The sequence below is a fragment of the Amycolatopsis sp. cmx-11-32 genome, assembly GCF_047608695.1.
In the GTDB taxonomy this organism is placed as follows: domain Bacteria; phylum Actinomycetota; class Actinomycetes; order Mycobacteriales; family Pseudonocardiaceae; genus Amycolatopsis.
Genome location: NZ_JADNQN010000005.1, coordinates 517,084 through 538,824, shown reverse-complemented (window position 1 = coordinate 538,824; position 21,741 = coordinate 517,084). Strand labels below are relative to the sequence as shown.

Genomic DNA, 21,741 nt, shown 5'->3' with positions numbered 1-21,741 from the left:
CTCCCCGCCCACCGGACGGCACCTAGGCTCGGGTGATCACTGGGAGGACCACATGATCACCATCGCTCCACTAGAGCCCGAAGACCGCGAAGCCTGGGAGGACCTGTTCCGCGCCTACATCGCCTTCTATGAACGTGTCTCGCCCCAAGAGATCTACGACCGCGCTTGGCGAGAGTTCCGCGAGGGGAACCGGATGCACGCGCTCGGCGCCCACCTCGACGGAAAACTGGTCGGAATCACGCACTTCCTGGTGCACCCCAGCACTTCCGCGCTCACCGACGTCTGCTACCTGCAGGACCTGTTCACCGTGCCGGAAGCCCGGGGCAAAGGCGTCGCGCGAGCACTGATCGACGCGGTGGCGAACTGGGCGCGGATCCGTGATTGCGACAGGGTCTATTGGCACACCAAGGAATCCAACGCCACCGCGCGCCGCCTGTACGACCAGGTCGCGGTCAACCGGGGTTTCATCCAGTACCAGCTCCCGCTCTGAACGCCGTGAAGGCCACCGCCGAAACGGTGGCCTTCACAGAGCGGGTCAGAGCTTCGACGCCTCCGCGGCGAAAGCCTCGATCTTCCCGAAGTCCTTGGCCGCCAAAGCATTCTTCGGCGTCAGCCACGAGCCACCGATGCAGCCCACATTGGACAGTGCGAGGTAGTCCGGCGCGGTCTGCACGGTGATCCCGCCGGTCGGGCAGAAGCGCAGCCCGGGCAGCGGACCGCCGATCGACTTCAGGTACGCCACCCCGCCGCTGGCCTCGGCGGGAAAGAACTTCAGCGCCGTCAGCCCGCGTTCGGCCAGCCGCATCGCCTCCGAAACCGTGCTCGCTCCCGGAAGGAACGGCAGGCCGGTGTCGAACGCGGCGTCCAGGACCGAGTCCGTGCAGCCAGGGGTCACCAGGAACTTCGCGCCGGCGTCGGCGGCCTGCTTGGCGTGCTCCGGAGCGGTGACCGTCCCGGCGCCGATCACGATCTCCGGGACCTCCGCGGCGATCCGCTCGATGGAGGCGAGCGCCGCCGGGGTGCGCAGGGTCAGCTCGATCACGCCGATCCCGCCCGCGAGCAGTGCCCGCGCGGTGGGTACCGCGTCGGCGGCGTCGTCGAGTACGACGACGGGCATCACGGGGGACAGGCCGAGCAGGTCGGCGCCGGTGGTCACTGGGTTACCTCCACAGGGGTCAACGTGTGCGCCGGAGCGCCGAAGTGTTCCGGCGTGAGCGGTCCGAACACGCTCGCGCCCTGATCGGCGGGGCCGACCGCGCGGCGCAGCGCCGCGAACAGCTCCCGGCCGGTGCCGGTCCAGGATGCCTCCGAAGGCGGGGAGTCCACCAGTTCACGGCGGGCGAGTTCTTCGTCACCCACGAAGACGTCCAGCGTCCCGGCCTTGGCGTCGAGGCGGATGGTGTCGCCGTCGGCGATCCGCGCGATCGGGCCGCCCACAGCGGCTTCCGGGGTCACTTGGATCGCCGCCGGGATCTTGCCGGACGCGCCGGACATCCGGCCGTCGGTGAGCAACGCCACCTGGTGCCCGCGATCCATCAGCACCCCCAGCGCCGGTGTGAGCCCGTGCAGTTCCGGCATCCCGTTGGCCTGCGGGCCCTGCTGCCGGATGACCACGACGACGTCGCGGTCCAGCTCGCCCGCCTCGAAAGCGTCCTTGAAGGACTTCTGGTCGGTGAACACCCGTGCCGGGGCCTGGACGATCCGGTGCTCCGGAGCCACCGCGGACACCTTGATCACCGCGCGGCCGAGGTTGCCCGCGACCATCCGCAGCCCGCCGTCGGCCGCGAACGGCCGCCATGCGGGACGCAGGACGTTCTCGTCGAGGCTGCGCGTCGGGACGTCGCGCCAGACCAGTTCGCCCTCGGACAGGATCGGCTCCTGCCGGTAGCGGTGCAGGCCCGGTCCGGCGACGGTCTGGACGTCCTCGTGCAGCAGGCCCGCGTCGAGCAGCGTGCCGACCAGGAACTGGATGCCTCCGGCGGCGTGGAAGTGGTTGATGTCCGCGCTGCCGTTCGGGTACACCCGCGCCAGCAGCGGGATCACCGGCGACAGGTCGGAGAAGTCGTCCCAGGTCAGCTGGATGCCCGCGGCCGCGGCGATCGCGACGAGGTGCATCGTGTGGTTGGTCGAACCACCCGTGGCGAGCAGCGCGATGACGCCGTTGACGACGGCCTTCTCGTCGATCACCCGAGATACCGGCGTGTACTCCTCGCCGCGCGAAAGCTTCACCACGCGGCGCCCGGCCTCTTCGGTCAGCGCCTTCCGCAGCGGCGAGTTCGGCTGCACGAAGCTGGCGCCCGGCAGGTGCAGGCCCATCACCTCGACGACCATCTGGTTCGAGTTGGCGGTGCCGTAGAACGTGCACGTTCCCGCCGAGTGGTACGAAGCCGCTTCGGCGTCCAGCAGGTCTTCGCGGGTCGCCTTGCCCTCGGCGTAGAGCTGGCGCACACGCGCCTTCTCCTTGTTCGGCAGACCGGAGTTCATCGGCCCGGCCGGTACCAAAATCGCCGGGAGGTGCCCGAAGGACAGTGCGCCGATCAGCAGGCCCGGCACGATCTTGTCGCAGACGCCGAGCAGCAGCGCCGCGTCGAACATGTCGTGGGACAGCGCGATCGCGGTCGACATCGCGATGACCTCGCGGCTGAACAGCGACAGCTCCATCCCCGGGCGGCCCTGGGTGACGCCGTCGCACATCGCGGGCACGCCGCCGGCGAACTGGGCCACCCCGCCGGCCTGCCGGACCGAACCTTTCAGCATCGCGGGGTACTCCTGCATCGGCTGGTGCGCCGAAAGCATGTCGTTGTAGGACGAGACGATCGCGACGCCCGGAACCCGCACGGCGCGCAGTGCCGCTTTGTCGACACCCTCCATCGCGGCGAATCCGTGGGCGAGGTTGCTGCAGTCGAGTCCGCGTCGCATCGGACCTTCTTCGTGGGCGGCCGCCGCACGTTGGAGGTGCGCGGCGCGGGTCTCTGCGCTGCGGGCGACGACGCGTTCGGTGACTTCGGCGACGATGGGGTGGACGTTCGGGGCGGTGCTCATTGTCCGGCTCCGGATCACTGGTCGTGGTGGTCCGCGGGACGGCAACGCTGACGCCGCTGGGTCGTGACAGTGGCCACAGTACCTCGGCGGAAAGCGCGGATCAAAATCGATACAGAAGATCGACTCGCGTGACCTCCGTCACCCCCCTAGGTTCTACTGTGCTACTTGTCACATTGCACAACGCGCGGCAGAGTCGAGACAGCGAGGATCGCTTGCCTTCGAAGACTCAAGCGGCCAACCGAACCGACCATCGGGAGGTACCGATGTCCACCACAGAGATCGCCGAGCTTCGGCGAGCCATCGGTCAATTGAGGCAGTGCGTCGGCGCGCTGCGGTCCCGATACGGCGACGCGTCGGCGGTACAACGCCTGGCGAACGACGTGGAGCGACTCGACATCGACGCGACCGATCTCGACACGACCCCGAACGCGGTGCCCGCGCAAGCGAAGGCCGCCGACCGTGTCCAAATACCCGATACGCCCTACGACCCGGCGCTCTGGCACGGCGCCGATGACGAAGGCGTCGGCGGCTACAAGCGCGACCAGCGGTGAGCGCCCCCGCCGGCAAAAAGGCCGGACGGGGTACGGGGGTCCACGCACCGTCGCGGGCCCGGATCGCCGAACGAACGCTGCGCACCGACCGGTGGTGGCTCTCCCCGCTGCTGACCGTCCTCGGCCTTTCCACCTTCATCATCTACGCGACGATCAGGGCTTTCGTCCGCACCGCGTACTGGGTGCCGGAATACCACTACCTGACGCCGTTCTATTCGCCCTGTGTCTCGGAATCCTGTGTCGAAGGCTCCCGGCATTTCGGGACATGGTTCGGCGAACTGCCGGGCTTCATCCCGCTCGGCTTCCTGGTTCTGCCGTTTCTGCTGGGCTTCCGGCTGACCTGCTACTACTACCGCAAGGCCTACTACCGGGCCGTCTGGTTCTCGCCGCCGGCCTGCGCGGTCGCCGAACCGCACGCGAAGTACACCGGTGAGACCCGGTTGCCGCTGATCATCCAGAACGTCCATCGCTACTTCTTCTACGTGGCCGTGGTCGTCTCGCTGATCAACACCTACGACGCGATCACCGCGTTCCACGGCGAGACGGGCGGGTTCGGTTTCGGGCTCGGCAACATCGTGCTGCTCGGCAACGTGGTCCTGTTGTGGGCTTACACGCTGTCGTGCCACTCGTGCCGTCACGTGACCGGCGGCAGGCTCAAACACTTCTCGAAACATCCGGTCCGCTACTGGATCTGGACACAGATCACGAAACTCAACACCCGGCACATGGCGCTGGCGTGGACGACACTCGGCACGCTCGTGCTGACCGACCTCTACGTGATGCTCGTGGCCAGCGGCGCGATCTCGGATCTGCGGTTCATCAACTAGCGGCGCGGGCAGCTCCCGTCCCCGGCGACAAAGCTTTGAGGTGGCTCTCTCTATGACCGAGGTTGAAACGTTCGACTACGACGTGGTGGTGATCGGTGCCGGCGGTGCCGGTCTCCGCGCGGTCATCGAGGCCCGTGAACGCGGCTTCAGTGTCGCGGTGGTGTGCAAATCGCTGTTCGGCAAGGCGCACACCGTGATGGCCGAAGGCGGCTGCGCGGCGTCGATGGGCAACGCGAACTCGAACGACAACTGGCAGGTGCATTTCCGCGACACCATGCGTGGCGGGAAGTTCCTCAACAACTGGCGGATGGCCGAACTCCACGCCAGGGAGGCGCCGGACCGGGTCTGGGAACTGGAGACCTACGGCGCGCTGTTCGACCGCACCGCCGACGGCCGGATCAGCCAGCGTAACTTCGGCGGGCACACGTACCCGCGGCTCGCGCACGTCGGCGACCGCACCGGGCTCGAACTGATCCGCACGATGCAGCAGAAGATCGTTTCGCTGCAACAAGAGGACTTCAAGGAGACCGGTGACTACGAGGCGCGGATCAAGGTCTTCGCCGAATGCACGATCACCGAACTGCTGACCGAGGACGGCCGGATCTCGGGCGCCTTCGGGTACTGGCGCGAGAGTGGCAGATTCATCCTGTTCGAGACGCCCGCGGTGGTGCTGGCCACCGGCGGCATCGGGAAGTCGTTCAAGGTCACCTCGAACTCGTGGGAGTACACCGGTGACGGGCACGCGCTGGCGCTGCGGGCCGGGGCGAAGCTCATCAACATGGAGTTCGTCCAGTTCCACCCGACGGGCATGGTCTGGCCGCCGAGTGTGAAGGGGATCCTGGTCACCGAAGGCGTCCGCGGTGACGGTGGTGTCCTCAAGAACACCGAGGACAAGCGGTTCATGTTCGAGTACGTTCCCGAGGTTTTCAAGGGGCAGTACGCGGACAGTGAGGAAGAGGCCGACCGCTGGTACACCGACCAGGAGAAGAACCGGCGCACCCCGGATCTGCTGCCGAGGGACGAGGTGGCGCGCGCGATCAACTCCGAGGTCAAGGCTGGCCGGGGATCGCCGCACGGCGGGGTGTTCCTCGACATCGCCAGCAGGCTGCCCGCGGAGGAGATCCGCAAGCGGCTGCCGTCGATGTACCACCAGTTCAAGGAACTCGCCGACGTCGACATCACGAAGGAGCCGATGGAGGTCGGCCCGACCTGCCACTACGTGATGGGCGGGATCGAGGTCGACCCGGACACCGCGTCGTCGAGCGTGCCGGGGCTGTTCGCCGCCGGTGAGTGCTCGGGCGGGATGCACGGGTCGAACCGGCTCGGCGGGAACTCGCTTTCGGATCTGCTCGTCTTCGGCCGCCGTGCGGGGCTCGGCGCCGCGTCCTATGTCGCCGAACTGCAGGACCGCCCGTCGGTCAGTCAGTCCGATGTGGACGCCGCCGCGGCGCTGGCGCTCGCGCCGTTCGACCCGCCGGAAAACGGCGTCGAGGAGAACCCGTACAGCCTGCACACCGAACTGCAGCAGTCGATGAACGACCTCGTCGGCATCATCCGCAAGTCGGAGGAGATCGAGCGGGCGCTGGTGAAGCTCGGTGAGCTCCGTGAGCGGATCCTGCGCGTGACCGTCGAAGGGCACCGGCAGTTCAACCCGGGCTGGCATCTCGCCGTCGACCTGCGAAACATGCTGATGGTGAGCGAATGCGTGGCGCGGGCCGCGCTGCTGCGGACCGAAAGCCGCGGCGGGCACACACGCGACGACCACCCGGGCATGGACGCCCAGTGGCGCAACAAACTCCTGGTTTGCTCGGCCGCGCCCGGTGACAACCCGGTGGTGCCGGAGATCGGCATCGAGATCAAGGCGCAGACCCCGTTGCGTCAGGACCTGCTGGAGCTGTTCGAGCACTCCGAGCTGGGGAAGTACTACACCGACGAAGAACTGACGTCGTACCCCGGGAGTCAGGCATGAGCTACAAGGCGAGTTTCCGGGTCTGGCGCGGCGACGCGGATTCCGGTGAGCTGAAGGACTACCGCGTCGAGGTCAACGAGGGTGAGGTCGTCCTCGACATCATCCACCGGCTGCAGGCCACCCAGACCTCGGATCTGGCGGTGCGGTGGAACTGCAAGGCGGGCAAATGTGGTTCGTGCTCGGCGGAGATCAACGGTAAGCCGCGGTTGTTGTGCATGACCAGGATGTCGACCTTCACCGAGGACGAGATCATCACCGTGACGCCGATGCGGACGTTCCCGGTGATCCGCGACCTGGTGACCGATGTGTCGTTCAACTACGCCAAGGCCCGTGAGATCCCGTCGTTCACGCCGCCCCCGGAGCTGAAGCCGGGGGAGTACCGGATGCAGCAGGTCGACGTCGAGCGCTCGCAGGAGTTCCGCAAGTGCATCGAGTGCTTCCTGTGCCAGAACACCTGTCACGTCGTGCGCGACCACGAGGAGAACAAGGAATCCTTCGCCGGGCCCCGGTATCTGATGCGGATCGCCGAACTCGAGATGCACCCCCTCGACGTCGCCGACCGGCGTGACGCCGCGCAGGAGGAGCACGGGCTGGGTTACTGCAACATCACCAAGTGCTGCGGTGACGTGTGCCCGGAGGGCATCCACATCACCGACAACGCGCTGATCCCGATGAAGGAACGCGTCGCGGACCGGAAGTACGACCCCATCGTATGGCTGGGGAACAAGCTGTTCCGGCGGGACAAGTAACACCGGCTCGTGACGTGATTTTCGGCGCCGGTTGATCCCAGGCCCGGGTCCGTGAAGGCCTCCTTGAGGGACTCTGGGTCCCTCAAGGAGGCCTTTACGGACCCGGGCGGGCAAGCCGGTCGCGAGCCTTAATCGTTTGCCCCCACTCAACTGCCCGTTGCACACTTACCGCACACCGACCGAGGAGGACACATGCCGCTGTACCGCATGGCTCGCCCTCTCCTTGGTGTGGAAGAGAAACACGGCTCCCCGCCGACGTCGTAACACGAAGTCGCATATACGGAGCCGCCCTTCGGGAAACCGAATCGGGCGGCTTTTTCATGATGAACCCTTGTAGCTCAACGGAAAGAGTACGGCGCTACGAACGCCGGGGTCCAGGTTCGATTCCTGGCAGGGGTACTTCTGGAACGAAGCGGTCCGGTGCGCACTGTGCGCCGGACCGCTTCGTTCCAGGCCAAACCCCCGGCACGGCGGGGAAACCTGTTCCGTCGTCCGGTGCGGCGGTGTGGGGTCCGTGTGCCCCGCACCGCCAGAACGCGCACGGTCCGGTGACCGGCCGGGATTCATAGCCCCGGCCAGCCTGGCTCGACACCAGGGTGCGCGACTCAGGTCGTCTTGCGCGCGCTGTACACGTCGCCGTGTTCGTCGCGATGCAGCACGATGCCCTGGAAGCCGTTGTCCCGCAGGCCTTCTGTCATCGTGAGGCCATTCGTGGCGACGACCACGAGCAGTCCGCCGGAAGCGAGACTCACCGCGATGCGGCCGAGCTGGTCTGGGGAGTCCAGGAACGCCACCACGATATCGAATATCCCCATCCGCGGTAGCCGGGCGATCTGATGGACCTCGTAAGAAATTCCGATCGGATCGCGCTCTTCTTCGCGCTGCGCGACCGCGATCAGTAACTGGTCCGCGTCGACTCCGACGACCCGGCGCGCGCCCTTGCCGCGGAACAACCGGGGACAGCGGCCATCGCCGCACCCGACGACCAGGACCGACCTGCCCGCCAGGTCCGGCAGCGCTTCGAGCAACGTCGCGGCCTGGTCCGCCATGGTGCCGACGCTAGCCGACGGGGCCACCGTCCAGGCAGGACCAAGAGGCGTATCCCGAAGTACAGGAAGGCTCCTTTCCTTGCGTCTAGCGCCAGGGTCCGGCAAAGTCGCAGAGCTGCTGGTGGTAGTCCGGGCTGGACATTTCCGGTGCCCTGCGAGGTCCGAGTGGGGCATGTCCCGGAACCTCTATGGCACAAGCTCCGCAACCGGTGTGACCCCCGCGATGATGTAGGAATTGGGACACTCATCGTCCCAATTCCTACATCGTCAGCCTCGCGCAGCAACGGAGAGCCGCCTGACCTGCAAGACCTCGACTTTGCCGGGACCTAACGTCTAGCGCAAGGAAACGGGCCTTCCTGTACTCGCGGAGTTAGAGCGCGCCGCCGCTCGCGTCGTCGCGCTGCATGACCACGCTCGACGGCGCCGAGTGAACCGGCTTGGCGCCGCGAGGCGCCTTCTTCCGCCGCGCCAGCTTGTTCTCCAGCCACGACGCGAACCAGCTCAGGAGCAGGTTCAGCACGATGAAGATGATCGCGACGACGATCAGCGTCGGGATCGTGTTGCCGTAGAGACCGTTGAGCGGTCCGGAAGCGCGGATCAGCTCGTCGAAACCGATGGTCAGCTGACCGGCCAGCGCGGTGTCCTTGAGAATGACCACCAGCTGGCTGACCAGTGCGGGCAGCATCAGGGTGACCGCCTGCGGCAGCAGGACGGTCATCATGATTTGGGTCTTGCGCAGACCCAGCGCGGACGCGGCCTCGCCTTGGCCCTTGGGCAGCGCCAGGATGCCCGCCCGGAAGACCTCGGCCATGACCGAACCGTTGTAGAGCACCAGCCCGGTAACCGCCGCGAACAGCGGGCGGATCTCCGAGTCGATGTCGGTGTAGAACGCGAAGAATGCCGCGGCGAAGACCATCAGCAGGAGCACCGGGATCGCCCGGAAGAACTCGACGATGGCGGCGACCGGGACCCGGATCCACTTGTGCTCCGACATCCGGCCGATGCCCAGCAGCGCTCCGATCGGCAACGCGATCACGATCGACAGCACAGCCGCCTTCAGCGTGTTGAGCAGACCGGGAAGCAGGAACTGGGTCCACGTCGAACCGTCGATGAAGGGCTTCCAGAGCGCGCCGGCCCACTGGCCCTTCTCGTCGAAGCCCACGTAGACGTAGTAGACGACCAGCGCCAGGACGAGCACGAAAAGAACGCTGTAGAGCCAGTTGCGTGCCCGCGCCTTGGGGCCGGGGATGTCGTAGAGAACGGTCTGTGTGCTCATCGCTTGACCTCGACCTTCTTGGCGACCCAGCCCAGCAGGAGGCCGAGGGGGAGGACCAGGACGACGAACCCGGCGGCGAAGAGGAAGAAGACCAGGAGCAGCGAGTCGGACTCGTTCTCCACCATCTCCGACATCAGCAGCGATGCCTCGGCCACACCGATGATCGAGGCGACCGTGGTGTTCTTCAGCAGGGCGATCATGACGTTGGTCAGCGGCGCGATCACCGACCGGAACGCCTGCGGCAGCACGATCAGCGTCAGCACCTGCAGGAAGCCGAGGCCCAGTGCGCGAGCGGCTTCGGCCTGCCCGACCGGGACGGTGTTGATACCGGACCTCAGCGACTCACAGACGAACGTCGCCGTGTAGGCGATGAAGCCGAGGATCGCGAGCCGGAAGAAGTTGTCGTCCAGCGACGTCGTCGAATCCTTCGAAGCCAGGTTGAGCCCCAGAGTGGAGTACAAACCCAGCGACGTGAAGACGATGATCACCGTCAGCGGGGTGTTCCGGAAGATGTTGACGTAGGCGGTGCCGAACGCCCGCATGATCGGAACGGGACTCACCCGCATCCCCACCAGGATGGTGCCCCAGATCAGGGAACCGATCGCGGAGAAGAACGTGAGCTTGATCGTCATCCAGAAGGCGCCGAGCAAGTCGTAATTGGGATTGTCGAGGAAATCGAACAAGGTGCTCAACCCAGCCTCGGTATGGGAACGGTGCGCCGCGGTACACGGCGCACCGTTCGATTCCTTTGGTTCAGCGGCTCAGCGAGCCGGGTGTCAGGAGATTGCCGGGGGCTCGGGGATCTTGTAGCCCGACGGGCCGACGTTCTTCTCCAGAGCGGCCTTCCACGCGCCGTCCTGCTGCATCTTCTTGATGGCGTTGTTGATCGCGGTGACGCTCTCGGTGTCGTCCTTCTTCAGACCGACGCCGTACTTCTCGTCGGTGAAGCCCTTGCCGACCAGCTTCAGCTTGCCGGGCTGCTGCGCGGCGTAGCCGCCGAGGATCACGTCATCGGTGGTCATCGCGTCGACGGTCTTGTTGAGCAGCGCGGTGACGCAGTCGGTGTACTTGCCGACTTCCTGCAGCTGAACTTCCTTGGCGTACTTTTCCTTGACGTTCTGCGCCGGGGTGGAACCCTTGACCGAGCAGAGCTTCTTGTTGCCGGTCAGCGACTCCGGCCCGGTGATGTCGGTGTTGTCGGCACCCACCAGCAGGTCCTGGTGCGCGATGAAGTACGGGCCCGCGAAGGCGACCTCGTTCTTGCGCTTGTCAGTGATCGAGTAGGTGGCGACGATGAAGTCGACCTCACCCTTCTTGATCAGGTCCTCGCGCTGCGCGGACTGCGCTTCCTTCCAGGTGATCGCCGACTCTTCGACGCCGAGCTCCTTGGCGATGTACTTCGCCACGTCGACGTCGAAACCGGCGTAGGTGCCGTCGGCCTGCTTCTGGCCGAGGCCGGGCTGGTCGAACTTGATGCCGACGGTCAGCTTCTTGTCGTTCTTGGCCTTCGCCACCAGGTTCTTGGCGCCGCTGGAGCCGCTGCCGGCGTCCGACCCGCCGCCGCCACAGGCGGAGAGGGCGAGCCCGGCCGCCACGACGGCCGCGCTCATTCGCAGAACTCGGTTCAACCGCATTGTTCTCAGTTTCCTTCCGAATCTTGTCCGGCCACACCGGCCGGCGGGGAAGTCTTAATGGGTCAGGATCTTGCCGAGGAAGTCCTTGGCCCGGTCCGTCTTCGGCTTGGTGAAGAACTCGTCCGGCGTGGAGTCCTCGACGATCTCGCCGTCGGACATGAACACCACCCGGTTCGCCGCGCGCCGCGCGAAGCCCATCTCGTGGGTGACGACGAGCATCGTCATCCCGTCCTTCGCGAGCGTGGTCATCACGTCGAGGACCTCCTGGACCATCTCCGGGTCCAGTGCCGAGGTCGGCTCGTCGAACAGCATCACCTTGGGGCGCATGGCGAGCGCGCGGGCGATCGCCACCCGCTGCTGCTGCCCGCCGGACAGCTGCGCCGGGTACTTGTCCGCCTGGTTGGCGATGCCGACGCGCTCGAGCAGGTCCATCGCGGTCTTGCGGGCCTCGCCCGAGTTGACCTTGCGGACCTTCATCGGCGCGAGCATGACGTTCTCGACGATCGTCTTGTGCGCGAACAGGTTGAACGACTGGAACACCATGCCGACGTCGGCGCGCAGCGCGGCCAGCGCCTTTCCTTCGGCGGGCAGCGGAACGCCGTCCACCGCGATCTCGCCAGAGTTGATGGGCTCCAGCCGGTTGATCGCCCGGCACAGCGTCGACTTGCCAGACCCGGACGGCCCGAGCACGACCACGACCTGCCCACGCGGCACCTCGAGGTTGATCTCCTTGAGCACGTGCAGGTCGCCGAAGTACTTGTTCACGGCGGCCGCCTTGATCATCGGCGCCGCCACCTCCGCGGTCATCTGGCCTCCAGGAGCGTTCGTTTGCAGGGGACTGCGGGGTCAGGCACCACGCGATGGCGGAAACCTACTCCCGTCGGACCGCTTGTAAAGACGGCTTGACCAATACTTAGGGTTTCAAGTCCGTATCGTTCTCAAGTCACCGGACAGTCCCGGTCCACACCCGTCCGGCGCTGATCAGCCTAGACAAGGCAGGGGTGCCCCGTAACCGGGGTCACACAAGACCTGTGACGCATCGTGACCGCTACCGCGTGCGGACGCGGCCCCGCTGGGCCGGATGGCCGAGCGGTACGGGCAGCGCGAGAGGTGACTCACCCCATAGAGTCGTTCTTCAGTCGTCGCGGTGCGGGGACGGCGTGAAAGGGAAAACACGGGTGCGGGTACTGCTGGTGGAGGACGACGACCGGGTCGCGGGCGCCTTGACGCCCGCGCTGACCCGGCGTGGCTTGACGATCAAACGCCTCGCCTCCGGCGCCGGGGTGCTCGACCTGGTGCACGAGGTCGACGTCGTGCTGCTCGACCTCGGGCTGCCCGATATCGACGGGATGGTGCTGTGCCGCCGGATCCGCTCGGTCAGCGACGTCGCGGTGATCGTCGTTTCGGCGCGGGGTGAGGTCGACGACCGGATCCAGGGCCTGCGGTCCGGCGCCGACGACTATCTGGTGAAGCCCTACGACGTCGACGAACTCGTCGCCCGTGTCGAGGCCGTGCGCCGTCGCCGGGGCGAACGCCCGGCCGCGCCCGAACCGGTGGGCGTCATTCGGGCGGGTGATGTGTCGGTCGATATCGGGCGGCATGAGGTGCAGGTCGACGGGCAGCCGGTTTCGTTGTCCCGCAAGGAGTTTCAGGTACTCGCGCTGGTGGTCACCGCGCGCGGCGCGGTCTGTGCCCGCGACCACGTGCTGAGCGAGGTGTGGGGGCACCGGGGCCCGGCGGAGAGCCGCTCGCTCGACGTCCATGTCGCCACCCTGCGGACCAAACTGGGCAGGCCCGCGCTGATCGAGACCGTCCGCGGTGTCGGGTATCGCCTCGGCGGCGCCTACGGCCCGGCCGAAGAGGGCTGAACCGGTGCGCGTCCGGCTCCAGGCGATCGTACTGACGCTGGTCGCGGCGCTCGTGTTCGGCCTCGGCATCCCGCTCGCGCTCAGTGTGGCGGCCAGTGTGCAGCTCGACCTCTTCCTCGACCGCCTCACCGACACCTCCCGGTTCGCGTCGCTGGCCCAGCGTCCGCTGGTGGAGAACCGGCCGGACCTGATCGAGGACGAACTCCGCCGCTACACCGAGGTCTACGAGGTCCCGGTGGTGATCGCCGACCAGGACGGCGAGGCCGTGGTCAGCGCGCTCGGCGGACCGGGCCAGGCCGCCCGGATCGACCTGAAGGACGCCGTCATCGCCTCGCCTCTGCAGCAGGCGCTGGCGGGACGGCGTTCGGAACCCGGCCCGCTGCTGATGCCGTGGAACACCGAGCCGCTGGTGCTGGCCGAGCCGATCCTGATCGACGGTGAGGTGCGGGGCGCGGTGATCACGCTGTCCTCGACCGAGAAGGCCCGCACGGCGCTGTTGTGGTGGTGGCTGCTCATCGCGGCGGGCGCGGTACTGGCGTTCGGGCTCGCGCCGCTGGTGGCTGTGCCGGTGGTGCGCTGGATCCTCCGTCCGGTCCGCCGTCTCGACGACGCGACCGGCGCCCTGGTCGCCTCCGTGGTCAGCGGGCGTGAGGTCGAGCGGGTGGGGGAGTCGGGCGGTCCGCCGGAACTGCGTCAGCTCGAACGGTCCTTCGACCGGATGGCCGCCAGTGTCGACGAGGCGCTGTCGGCGCAGCGCGCGTTCGTCGCCGACGCCTCCCATCAGCTGCGGAACCCGTTGACCGCGTTGAAGATCCGGCTCGGCAACCTCGACGGGCACGTCGACGACGATCTGGCCGCGGCGGACCTCGAAGCCGCCGTCGTCGACGCGCGACGGCTCAACCAGATCCTCGACGAACTCCTTTCACTGGCCCGTGCCGAAGCTTCGGGTGGCGAACTGGTGCCGGTCGGCGTCGACGAGGTGGTGGAGGCCAGGGTCGCCGACTGGACCGTGGTCGGCGCGACGCGCGACGTCTCGCTGGTCTCTTCGGGGCTGGGCGGCGGCTTGCGGGTGCTCACGCCCGCGCGCGGGCTCGAAGTGGTGCTCGACGCGCTGCTGGACAACGCGCTCAAGTTCACCGAGCCGGGCACCGAGGTGCGGGTCGCCGTCGTCGTCGCGGACGGGAAGGTGGAGATCGCCGTCCGCGACCACGGGCCCGGCCTGCGCGACGACGAACTGGAGCGCGCGGCCGACCGGTTCTGGCGCAGCGCCGCGCATCAGAACGTACCCGGATCCGGCCTCGGCCTGGCGATCGTCACCGAGATCATGGTCCGCTCGGACGGTTCCCTGCGGCTCGGCTCACCGGAGGGCGGCGGCCTCGAAGTGACCGTGGCCCTGCCGGTCGTCAGTTCTTGAGCGACCGGAAGTAGCGCAGCGCACCGGGATGCAGCGGCAGCGGGGCCGTCTCGATGGCGGGGTGCACGTCGATCGACAGTGCGGCCCCGGCCACCTCGCCCAGCTCGTCCCGCGCGTCGAACAGTCCGCGGACCAGTGCTTCGGCGACGTCGTCCGACATCGAGGTGGGTACCACCAGGAAGTTCGGCAGGACGAGCGTGGTCACCGGCTCCGACAGGTTGTAGGCAGTCACGGGGATGGTCGCCGTGCGGTACACCGGGCTGGTGGCCCGCAGGGCGTCCGCGAGGTCGGTGATGTCGAGCAGCCGCAGCCCGACCGTCTTCACCCGCTCCGTGATCGACGGCGTCGGCACGCCGCCGGACCAGATGACGGCGTCGATCTGCCGGTTTTCCAGCGCGGGCAGCGCCTCGTTGAGCCCGAGATTGCGCCGGTCGATCGCGCCGGTCAGGCCCGAGGCCTTCAGTAACTGCTTCGATAGGTACTCGACGCCGGAGTCCGGCGAGCCGATCGCGACCTTGCGCCCGCCCAACTGGGCGAACGACTCGATCGGCGAGTCGGCCCGCACGATGACGTGCAGGTAGTCGTCGTGCACGCGGGCCAGCGCGGCCAGCCCGGCCGTTTTCTCGGTGGCGACGTCCGCGGCGACGAACGCGACGTCGGCCCGGCCCGAGCGCACCCGGCCGATGTTGTCCGGGGACCCCTCGGTCTCCTGGATCTCGGGCCGTTCGGTGCCCAGCTGCGCGGCCCACGCGTCGGCCAGCGCCTCGGCGAGCTTGTCGTAGACGCCGCCGTTGAGCCCCGCCGCGATCCGCACGTGCGTCCCGGACAGGTCGGGCCCGCACCCGGTGACCAGGGCGCAGACCACGGCGACCACCGCCGCCAGTACCGCCGGTCTCCTCATGAGGGTCGATCGTGCCATGGAACCCCGTCCGCGTACCCTCGAAGGCGAGATGAGCGCGCGCACTTACCAGATCCGCACCTTCGGCTGCCAGATGAACGTGCATGACTCCGAACGTCTCGCCGGGCAGCTCGAAGACGCAGGCTACGTACCGGGTAACGGCGAGGCCACACCCGACCTGATCGTGTTCAACACCTGCGCGGTGCGGGAGAACGCGGACAACAAGCTGTACGGCACCCTGGGGCATATCCGGCCGCAGAAGACCGCGAAGCCGGGCATGCAGATCGCCGTCGGCGGCTGCCTCGCGCAGAAGGACCGCGGCGAGATCGTCAAACGCGCGCCGTGGGTCGACGTCGTGTTCGGCACGCACAATATCGGCGCGTTGCCGACGTTGCTGGAGCGCGCGCGGCACAACGCCGAGGCCGAGGTCGAAATTCTCGAGGCACTCGAGACCTTCCCTTCGACGCTCCCCGCGCGACGCGAGTCGGCGTACGCGGGCTGGGTGTCGATTTCGGTGGGCTGCAACAACACCTGCACGTTCTGCATCGTTCCGGCGCTGCGTGGCAAGGAACGCGACCGCCGCCCCGGCGAGATCCTGGCCGAGGTCGAGGCGCTCGTCGCCGAAGGCGTGCTCGAAGTGACCCTGCTCGGGCAGAACGTGAACTCCTACGGCGTCGAATTCGGCGACCGTCTCGCGTTCGGGAAGCTCCTGCGCGCCTGCGGTTCGGTGGAGGGCCTGGAGCGCGTCCGGTTCACCTCGCCGCATCCGGCGGCGTTCACCGAAGACGTCATCGACGCGATGGCCGAGACGCCGAACGTGTGCCACCAGCTGCACATGCCGCTGCAATCCGGCTCGGACCGGGTGTTGCGCGAGATGAAGCGGTCCTACCGTTCGGCGCGTTATCTCAAGATCCTCGACCGCGTACGCGAGTCGATGCCCGACGCCGCGATCACCACCGACATCATCGTCGGCTTCCCCGGCGAGACCGAGGAAGACTTCCAGGCCACGCTCGACGTGGTCGCGCAGGCGCGGTTCTCCAGCGCGTTCACCTTCCAGTACTCGATCCGGCCCGGCACGCCTGCCGCCGAGATGGACGGGCAGCTGCCGAAAGCGGTCGTGCAGGAGCGCTACGAACGGCTCGTGAAACTGCAGAACGACATCTCCTGGGACGAGAACAAGAAGATCGTCGGCCGCCGTGTCGAGCTGCTGGTCGCCTCCGGCGAGGGCCGCAAGGACTCCGAGACGCACCGCATGAGCGGCCGCGCCCGTGACGGCAGGCTCGTCCACTTCGCGCCGACGGGTTCTCTGGTGGACCGCGCGGTGCGGCCGGGCGACGTCGTCGAGACCGTGGTGACCTACGGTGCCCCACACCACCTCGTCGCCGACGGCGACCTGCTGTCGCACCGCCGGACGAAGGCGGGCGACAACTCCGAGGCCGGGCTCCGGCCGAAGACCAACGGTGTGACGCTGGGCTTGCCGGGCTTCGGTGCCCCGGCCGTCACACCGGAACCGGTGAGCGGATGTGCACTGTGACCGAACCGAAGATCGACGAACTCGCCGCCGAGATCGACGAGGTCGGCCGGCGCGCGGCCAAGACGATCGAACTGGGCAGGCGCGGGTTCTCCATCGCCGTGCTGGCGTTCGTGCTGCTGATCGCCCAGCTGCTGCCGTGGGTCGGCGAGCACGCCGGCTGGGAGGTCCTGCTCGGCCGCGGCGGCGGAATCCCGCAGCTGTTCGCCGCGACCTCCACCGGCATCGGGGTGTTCGCTTCCGCCGTCGCGCTGGTGACCCGCCGCTGGTGGCTGGCCTGGGTCTGCGCCGCGGGCGGCTGGTTCGCCTCGGTCGACGGGATGCTCGCGATCTGGTCGCAGCAGTCCTCGCACGCCACCGGCGCGGCAGGCGGCGGTCCGGGCTTCGGGATGCTCCTCGCCTGGTTCGCCACCCTCGGGCTGGCCATCTACTGGATGCGTGCCGCCTTCTCACGCAGCTAGGCGCTGAAAAGGCTCCGCGAAGTACATGAAGGCCCCTTCCTCGCGTCTAGCGCAAGGGTCTCGGCGAAGTCGAGGTTTTGCAGGTCAGGCGGTAATTCGTCGCGGGGTCACACCGTTGCGGAGCTTGATCTACAGGGAGTCAGGGACATGCTCTCCCAAGAACCCCGGCACACGCCCGAGTGGGGAAGATTTAGGACGTTGAACGTCCGAAATCCTCCCCACTCGCCCCTTGCGGGTAGTAACGATGTCAAGTCCGGATTACCGCCAGCAGCGCAGGCCAGCAGCTCTGCGACTTTCCCGGGCCCCTGACCTCGAGCGCAAGGACGGGAGCCTTCATGTACTTTCAAGCGGGGAGGCACCTCAACGGTCCGCGATGGCCGCTTCCGCCGCTTCGAGCCACTCACGCCACTGCGCGGCCTGCTCGTCCGCCTTCTTCGCGCGCCGCTCGTCGCCCGCCGCACGGGCCTTCGCCGCCTGCGACTCGAACTGCTCGACCCGCTCGCGGAACTGCGCCACCCTGGCCTGCGCCTCCGGGTCGGTCCGCCGCCACTTGCTGTCCTCGGCCGACTTGACCGAGTCCTGCACGGCCTTCAGGCGGCCGTCCAGTTCGCGGATGCGCTCGCGCGGGACCTTGCCGATCACGTCCCACTGCTCCTGGATCTTGCGCAGGTGGTTCTTCGCCGCGTCGAGGTTCGCGGCCGGGTCGATCTTCTCGGCCTCGACGAGCAGTTCTTCCTTCCGCTGCGCGTTGGTCGCGAATTCGGCGTCCCGCTCGGAGAACACCGAGGAGCGCCGCGCGAAGAACTTGTCCTGCGCCGCGCGGAAACGCTGCCAGAGCGCCTCGTCGCTGTCCTTGGGCGCGCGACCGGCGGCCTTCCACTCCGTCATCAGATCCTTGTAGCGGCCCGCCGTGTCGCCCCAGTCGTCGGACTCCGAGAGCGCTTCGGCCTCGGCGATCAGTTCCTCTTTGCGGTTCTTGGCGCCCACGCGCTGCTTGTCCAGCTCGGCGAAGTGCGAGCCCCGGCGCCGGTTGAACGCCTCGCGGGCCTTGGAGAACCGCTTCCACAGCTCGTCGTCGGTCTTGCGGTCGACACCTTTGACGGTCTTCCACTCGTCCAGGATCGCGCGCAGCCGGTCGCCCGCGGCCTTCCACTGGGTCGACTCGGCGGCGAGCTTCTCGGCCTCGTCGGCGAGGGCCTGCTTGCGGACGACGGCGGCCGCGCGGGCCTCTTCCCGTTCCTGTTTGGCCGAGGCCAAGGCCTTTTCGGCGTGGGCGATGACCTGTTCGATGCGTCCGCCCAGCGCGGCGATGTCGCCGACCACGGCGGCTTCGGCGAGGCCGTCACGCAGCTGCGTGGCCGTGGCCAGCGCGTGCTTCGGATCGCCGGCACCGGACTCCAGCCGCGTCTCCAGCAGCTCGACCTCGGTGCGCAGGTCGTCGAACCGGCGCGCGTAGTGGAGCAGACCCTCGTCCGGGCTCCCGGCCTGCCAGACACCGACCGCGCGTTCGCCGTCGGGCGTGGTGACGTAGACCGTTCCTTCGTCGTCGACCCTGCCCCAAGCGGACGGGCTGGGCTCGGCGGGCGGCACGGGGGGTGCGGGGTGCCCGCCACCGAGCGCGTGCGGCACCGGATGCGGCGCCGGGGTACCGGTGGACGTGTTCTCCTGGGCCATCGCAGGCTCCTTATCGCCTGTACGCCCGCTGGTGCGGGCGCCCCGCCAAGCGGCGGGGCCGGGTAGTGCGTTGCCGTCATGCTTCGGGGTATCAACCCCTTGCGGCATTCAAGCAGCTCAGCGTCCACCGTGGAACCAGATGAAGCACCGGAGAGCAGTGATCCTACTTCCGGTGGACCCACCATGCCGGTGGGTCGCCGGTCGTTCGGGGGAGGGAAGGTAACGTCGGCGGGCGTGATCCGCCGTGTCGCCGTGCTCCCGCAACCCCCTCTGCTCATCCCCGAACTGGCCGCCGGAGCGGCGGACGAGTGCGCCGAGCTGCGTGAAGCCTGCCTCGAAGCCGTGCGCCGCCTGACCAGTGCTTCCGAAGACTGGCTTGTCATCGGTGCGGCGGCAGGCGCGCCTGAGGTCCAGGAACACGCGAGCGGCTCTTTCCGCGGTTTCGGTGTTGATCTCGGTGTCTCACTCGGCCGGGTGACAGTGCCCGAAACCGAGCTGCCGCTTCCCGCGCTCGTGGCCGGCTGGCTGCGCGAACAGGGGGGCGCGATGTCCGCCCGCGTCCGCCTCGTCGATCCCGGAACCCCGCCCGACCAGTGCGAACTGCTCGGACGTGAGCTGGGGGAGCAGACCGCGGTGCTCGTGCTCGGTGACGGTTCGAGCCGGCATGGTCCGCGTTCCCCTGGTGGACAGGACGAACGAGCGGGGTTCTTCGACGCCCGAGTCCGTGACGCGCTGGCCAGGGCCGACGCCGGATGGCTGGCCGGGCTCGATCCGGACTTCGCCGCCGAACTCGGCGCGGGCGGCCGCGCGCCCTGGCAAGTCCTCGCCGGGCTGGCGGCCGACGGGGACTGGAGCGCCGACGTCCTCTACTCGGCCGCGCCGTTCGGCGTCGGCTACCACGTCGCCGTGTGGGAGCACGCGTGATCCGGCCGGTCGCGGTCGTCGGGCCCACGGCGAGCGGAAAGACCGCGCTGGCGGTCGAACTCGCCCTCACCCTCGGGGGTGAGGTGGTCAACGCCGACGCGCTGCAGCTGTACCGCGGGATGGACATCGGGACGGCCAAGGCGACCGCCGAGGAGCGGCGAGGCGTGCCGCACCACCTGCTGGACGTCCTCGACGTCACCGAGACGGCTTCTGTCGCCGCGTATCAGCGTGACGCGCGCGAACGCGTCGAAGAACTCCTCGACGCCGGCCGCGTGCCGATCCTCACCGGAGGGTCGGGGCTCTACCTCCAGGCCGTGCTCGACGACCTCAAGTTCCCGGCCACCGACCCCGCCATCCGCGCCCGGCTGAGCGCCGAGGCCGACGAGATCGGCGTCGCCGCGATGCACGCCCGGCTCACCGGGCTGGACCCGGTCGCCGCCACGGCCATCCTGCCGACCAACACCCGCCGCATTGTGCGCGCACTGGAGGTCATCGAGATCACCGGCGAACCGTTCTCGGCGAACCTGCCGAAACCGGGGCCCGCGCGCTACGACACCGTCCTGATCGGCATCGACCGCGAACCGGCCGAACTCGACGCCCGCGTCGACCGGCGCGTGGAGATCATGTTCGAGGCCGGACTCGTCGGCGAAGTCCGGACGCTGCTGGGTCAAGGGCTACGCGACGGGCTCACCGCGTCACGGGCGCTGGGCTACCAACAGGTGATCGCGGCGCTCGACGCCGACGGTGACTTCCAGACCGCCGCCGAGGCCACCGCGCTGGCCACCCGGAGGTTCGTGCGGAGGCAACGTTCCTGGTTCCGGCGGGACAAGCGCATCGAGTGGTTCGACGGTGGTTCGGAGCGGCTGGCCGAGCGCGTCCTCGAGGCGACGGCCCAGTAACCTGAGAGCCATGGGCGGCATCGAATTCGTTAAGGGACACGGCACACAGAACGATTTCGTGCTGCTTCCCGACCCCGACGGCCGCCTCGAACTGACCGAGTCGCGGGTGGCGGCCCTGTGTGATCGCCAGCGCGGTCTCGGGGCCGACGGTGTGCTGCGCGTCGTGCGCTCTGCCGCGCTCGGCTCGGAGGCTGAGGGGTCGGCGGGTGAATGGTTCATGGACTACCGCAACGCCGACGGCTCGATCGCCGAGATGTGCGGCAACGGCGTGCGGGTCTTCGTGCGCTACCTGGTCGATTCCGGGCTCGTGACCGAGCACGATTTCGTCATCGGCACCCGAGCCGGCGACCGGCCGGTGAAGATGCACGCGGACGGTTCGGTGACCGTGCTGATGGGACCGGCGACGATCACCGGGACCTCGGTCACCGTGGTCGCCGGGAAGCCGTTCTCCGGAGTCGCCGTGAACGTCGGCAACCCGCATCTGGTGTCGGTCGTCGAGGACGACGTCGACGAACTCGACCTGCGTGACCAGCCCGACTTCGACGAGGACGTCTTCCCGCACGGGGTGAACCTCGAGTTCATCAACCTCTTGGGGGACAACGCGCTGAAGATGCGCGTCCACGAACGCGGCGTCGGTGAGACGCGGTCCTGCGGCACTGGCACGGTCGCCGCGGTCGCGGCCGCCCTGCACCTCGCGGGCACCGACACCGGCGAAGCGACCGTCGACATCCCTGGCGGTCGTGTGGTGGTCGAGGTGCGCCGCGGCGCGTCCACCCTCACCGGCCCCGCCGAGATCGTCGCCCGCGGGGAACTCGACGAAGCCTGGTGGGCCGGGCTCGGCGCTTAGGGCACCATACCTAGGCGGTGTCTCTCAAAGCGCGCTTTCGGATTTCCGCAGCCGGGCCGCGGCATCCGCTGGTCACCCACTCAGCCAGATCAGCGGCCCACCTCCGCAAAACCGAGGCCTCCGGCCGA

General features: G+C 68.1%; 21 protein-coding genes and 1 tRNA gene. 13 read left to right on the top strand and 9 right to left on the bottom strand.

Annotation, left to right across the window (positions count from 1 at the left end; translation table 11 throughout):
- Positions 1 to 52 precede the first annotated feature (52 nt).
- On the top strand, positions 53 to 490 hold the full coding sequence (locus ACM6LR_RS18755) for a GNAT family N-acetyltransferase (RefSeq protein ID WP_414937298.1): 438 nt from the start codon (positions 53 to 55) through the stop codon (positions 488 to 490).
- Between the two features lie 45 nt (positions 491 to 535).
- Here the strand turns inward: ACM6LR_RS18755 and eda are convergent, their stop codons facing one another.
- On the bottom strand, positions 536 to 1,156 hold the full coding sequence (gene eda / locus ACM6LR_RS18750; RefSeq protein ID WP_414937299.1) for a bifunctional 4-hydroxy-2-oxoglutarate aldolase/2-dehydro-3-deoxy-phosphogluconate aldolase: 621 nt from the start codon (positions 1,154 to 1,156) through the stop codon (positions 536 to 538).
- A complete protein-coding gene (gene edd, locus ACM6LR_RS18745) occupies positions 1,153 to 3,042 on the bottom strand; it encodes a phosphogluconate dehydratase (protein ID WP_414937300.1) in 1,890 nt (629 codons plus the stop codon). Before edd ends, eda begins: the two co-directional genes overlap by 4 nt.
- 263 nt (positions 3,043 to 3,305) lie before the next feature.
- On the opposite strand from edd, the gene ACM6LR_RS18740 reads away from it, so the two are divergent.
- The 5 genes from ACM6LR_RS18740 to ACM6LR_RS18720 all read left to right on the top strand — a co-directional run bounded on the left by ACM6LR_RS18740 (position 3,306) and on the right by ACM6LR_RS18720 (position 7,537).
- On the top strand, positions 3,306 to 3,593 hold the full coding sequence (locus tag ACM6LR_RS18740) for a hypothetical protein (protein ID WP_101606383.1): 288 nt from the start codon (positions 3,306 to 3,308) through the stop codon (positions 3,591 to 3,593).
- Entirely contained in the window at positions 3,590 to 4,420 is an 831-nt protein-coding gene (locus ACM6LR_RS18735) for a hypothetical protein (protein ID WP_414937301.1), read from the top strand. Before ACM6LR_RS18740 ends, ACM6LR_RS18735 begins: the two co-directional genes overlap by 4 nt.
- Positions 4,421 to 4,472: 52 nt before the next feature.
- Positions 4,473 to 6,389, top strand: coding sequence for a fumarate reductase/succinate dehydrogenase flavoprotein subunit (locus tag ACM6LR_RS18730; RefSeq protein ID WP_414937302.1), 1,917 nt, complete (start codon positions 4,473 to 4,475; stop codon positions 6,387 to 6,389).
- Positions 6,386 to 7,138 carry a succinate dehydrogenase/fumarate reductase iron-sulfur subunit gene (locus ACM6LR_RS18725; protein WP_414944192.1) on the top strand — a complete coding sequence of 251 codons (753 nt, stop codon included), beginning with the start codon at positions 6,386 to 6,388 and terminating at the stop codon, positions 7,136 to 7,138. The genes ACM6LR_RS18730 and ACM6LR_RS18725 overlap by 4 nt, the downstream gene beginning before the upstream one ends.
- Positions 7,139 to 7,465: 327 nt before the next feature.
- A tRNA-Arg gene (locus ACM6LR_RS18720) sits at positions 7,466 to 7,537 on the top strand.
- A 206-nt stretch (positions 7,538 to 7,743) separates the two neighbouring features.
- Here the strand turns inward: ACM6LR_RS18720 and ACM6LR_RS18715 are convergent.
- The 5 genes from ACM6LR_RS18715 to ACM6LR_RS18695 form a co-directional block, all read right to left on the bottom strand.
- Complete coding sequence (locus ACM6LR_RS18715) at positions 7,744 to 8,187, bottom strand: class I SAM-dependent methyltransferase (protein ID WP_414937304.1); 444 nt, start codon at positions 8,185 to 8,187, stop codon at positions 7,744 to 7,746.
- Between the two features lie 370 nt (positions 8,188 to 8,557).
- Complete coding sequence (locus ACM6LR_RS18710) at positions 8,558 to 9,463, bottom strand: amino acid ABC transporter permease (RefSeq protein WP_414937305.1); 906 nt, start codon at positions 9,461 to 9,463, stop codon at positions 8,558 to 8,560.
- Complete coding sequence (locus tag ACM6LR_RS18705; protein ID WP_414937306.1) at positions 9,460 to 10,155, bottom strand: amino acid ABC transporter permease; 696 nt, start codon at positions 10,153 to 10,155, stop codon at positions 9,460 to 9,462. Before ACM6LR_RS18705 ends, ACM6LR_RS18710 begins: the two co-directional genes overlap by 4 nt.
- Positions 10,156 to 10,239: 84 nt before the next feature.
- Positions 10,240 to 11,097, bottom strand: a complete 858-nt coding sequence (locus tag ACM6LR_RS18700; protein WP_414944191.1) for a glutamate ABC transporter substrate-binding protein — start codon at positions 11,095 to 11,097, stop codon at positions 10,240 to 10,242.
- Between the two features lie 54 nt (positions 11,098 to 11,151).
- Positions 11,152 to 11,880 (bottom strand): amino acid ABC transporter ATP-binding protein, encoded by a 729-nt coding sequence (locus ACM6LR_RS18695; protein ID WP_174720529.1) that lies wholly within the window; start codon positions 11,878 to 11,880, stop codon positions 11,152 to 11,154.
- A gap of 395 nt (positions 11,881 to 12,275) precedes the next feature.
- On the opposite strand from ACM6LR_RS18695, the gene ACM6LR_RS18690 reads away from it, so the two are divergent.
- Both ACM6LR_RS18690 and ACM6LR_RS18685 read left to right on the top strand, forming a co-directional pair.
- Positions 12,276 to 12,965, top strand: coding sequence for a response regulator transcription factor (locus ACM6LR_RS18690; protein WP_414937308.1), 690 nt, complete (start codon positions 12,276 to 12,278; stop codon positions 12,963 to 12,965).
- Positions 12,966 to 12,969: 4 nt separating this feature from the next.
- Entirely contained in the window at positions 12,970 to 14,379 is a 1,410-nt protein-coding gene (locus tag ACM6LR_RS18685) for an ATP-binding protein (protein WP_414937309.1), read from the top strand.
- Here the strand turns inward: ACM6LR_RS18685 and ACM6LR_RS18680 are convergent.
- The gene (locus ACM6LR_RS18680; protein ID WP_414937310.1) at positions 14,369 to 15,280 is read right to left on the bottom strand and encodes a TAXI family TRAP transporter solute-binding subunit; all 912 of its coding nucleotides are present in this window, start codon (positions 15,278 to 15,280) and stop codon (positions 14,369 to 14,371) included. The genes ACM6LR_RS18685 and ACM6LR_RS18680 overlap by 11 nt on opposite strands.
- Before the next feature lie 16 nt (positions 15,281 to 15,296).
- Between ACM6LR_RS18680 and miaB the strand changes: the two genes are divergently transcribed.
- Together miaB and ACM6LR_RS18670 are read left to right on the top strand one after the other, a co-directional pair.
- A complete protein-coding gene (gene miaB, locus ACM6LR_RS18675) occupies positions 15,297 to 16,811 on the top strand; it encodes a tRNA (N6-isopentenyl adenosine(37)-C2)-methylthiotransferase MiaB (RefSeq protein WP_414937939.1) in 1,515 nt (504 codons plus the stop codon).
- The gene (locus ACM6LR_RS18670; protein ID WP_414944190.1) at positions 16,808 to 17,269 is read left to right on the top strand and encodes a hypothetical protein; all 462 of its coding nucleotides are present in this window, start codon (positions 16,808 to 16,810) and stop codon (positions 17,267 to 17,269) included. The genes miaB and ACM6LR_RS18670 overlap by 4 nt, the downstream gene beginning before the upstream one ends.
- A gap of 360 nt (positions 17,270 to 17,629) precedes the next feature.
- On the opposite strand, the gene ACM6LR_RS18665 is transcribed toward ACM6LR_RS18670, so the two are convergent.
- A complete protein-coding gene (locus tag ACM6LR_RS18665; RefSeq protein ID WP_414937312.1) occupies positions 17,630 to 18,943 on the bottom strand; it encodes a DUF349 domain-containing protein in 1,314 nt (437 codons plus the stop codon).
- Positions 18,944 to 19,177: 234 nt separating this feature from the next.
- Here ACM6LR_RS18665 and ACM6LR_RS18660 point away from each other — a divergent pair, with 234 nt between their 5' ends.
- From ACM6LR_RS18660 to dapF, 3 genes are read left to right on the top strand one after another with little or no spacing between them, the layout of a single operon-like run.
- Positions 19,178 to 19,867, top strand: a complete 690-nt coding sequence (locus ACM6LR_RS18660) for a class III extradiol dioxygenase subunit B-like domain-containing protein (RefSeq protein WP_414937313.1) — start codon at positions 19,178 to 19,180, stop codon at positions 19,865 to 19,867.
- Positions 19,864 to 20,766, top strand: coding sequence for a tRNA (adenosine(37)-N6)-dimethylallyltransferase MiaA (gene miaA / locus ACM6LR_RS18655; protein WP_414944189.1), 903 nt, complete (start codon positions 19,864 to 19,866; stop codon positions 20,764 to 20,766). Before ACM6LR_RS18660 ends, miaA begins: the two co-directional genes overlap by 4 nt.
- Before the next feature lie 10 nt (positions 20,767 to 20,776).
- The gene (dapF, locus tag ACM6LR_RS18650) at positions 20,777 to 21,613 is read left to right on the top strand and encodes a diaminopimelate epimerase (protein WP_414944188.1); all 837 of its coding nucleotides are present in this window, start codon (positions 20,777 to 20,779) and stop codon (positions 21,611 to 21,613) included.
- Positions 21,614 to 21,741: the final 128 nt, after the last annotated feature.

What these genes read in the sequence shown, in the direction of transcription:
- ACM6LR_RS18755 (WP_414937298.1), top strand. Translation starts at nt 53, where the DNA reads ATGATCACCATCGCTCCACTAGAGCCCGAAGACCGCGAAGCCTGGGAG.
- edd (WP_414937300.1), bottom strand. Translation starts at nt 3,042, where the DNA reads ATGAGCACCGCCCCGAACGTCCACCCCATCGTCGCCGAAGTCACCGAA.
- ACM6LR_RS18740 (WP_101606383.1), top strand. Translation starts at nt 3,306, where the DNA reads ATGTCCACCACAGAGATCGCCGAGCTTCGGCGAGCCATCGGTCAATTG.
- ACM6LR_RS18730 (WP_414937302.1), top strand. Translation starts at nt 4,473, where the DNA reads ATGACCGAGGTTGAAACGTTCGACTACGACGTGGTGGTGATCGGTGCC.
- ACM6LR_RS18725 (WP_414944192.1), top strand. Translation starts at nt 6,386, where the DNA reads ATGAGCTACAAGGCGAGTTTCCGGGTCTGGCGCGGCGACGCGGATTCC.
- ACM6LR_RS18715 (WP_414937304.1), bottom strand. Translation starts at nt 8,187, where the DNA reads ATGGCGGACCAGGCCGCGACGTTGCTCGAAGCGCTGCCGGACCTGGCG.
- ACM6LR_RS18710 (WP_414937305.1), bottom strand. Translation starts at nt 9,463, where the DNA reads ATGAGCACACAGACCGTTCTCTACGACATCCCCGGCCCCAAGGCGCGG.
- ACM6LR_RS18700 (WP_414944191.1), bottom strand. Translation starts at nt 11,097, where the DNA reads ATGCGGTTGAACCGAGTTCTGCGAATGAGCGCGGCCGTCGTGGCGGCC.
- ACM6LR_RS18695 (WP_174720529.1), bottom strand. Translation starts at nt 11,880, where the DNA reads ATGATCAAGGCGGCCGCCGTGAACAAGTACTTCGGCGACCTGCACGTG.
- ACM6LR_RS18680 (WP_414937310.1), bottom strand. Translation starts at nt 15,280, where the DNA reads ATGAGGAGACCGGCGGTACTGGCGGCGGTGGTCGCCGTGGTCTGCGCC.
- miaB (WP_414937939.1), top strand. Translation starts at nt 15,297, where the DNA reads ATGGAACCCCGTCCGCGTACCCTCGAAGGCGAGATGAGCGCGCGCACT.
- ACM6LR_RS18665 (WP_414937312.1), bottom strand. Translation starts at nt 18,943, where the DNA reads ATGGCCCAGGAGAACACGTCCACCGGTACCCCGGCGCCGCATCCGGTG.
- dapF (WP_414944188.1), top strand. Translation starts at nt 20,777, where the DNA reads ATGGGCGGCATCGAATTCGTTAAGGGACACGGCACACAGAACGATTTC.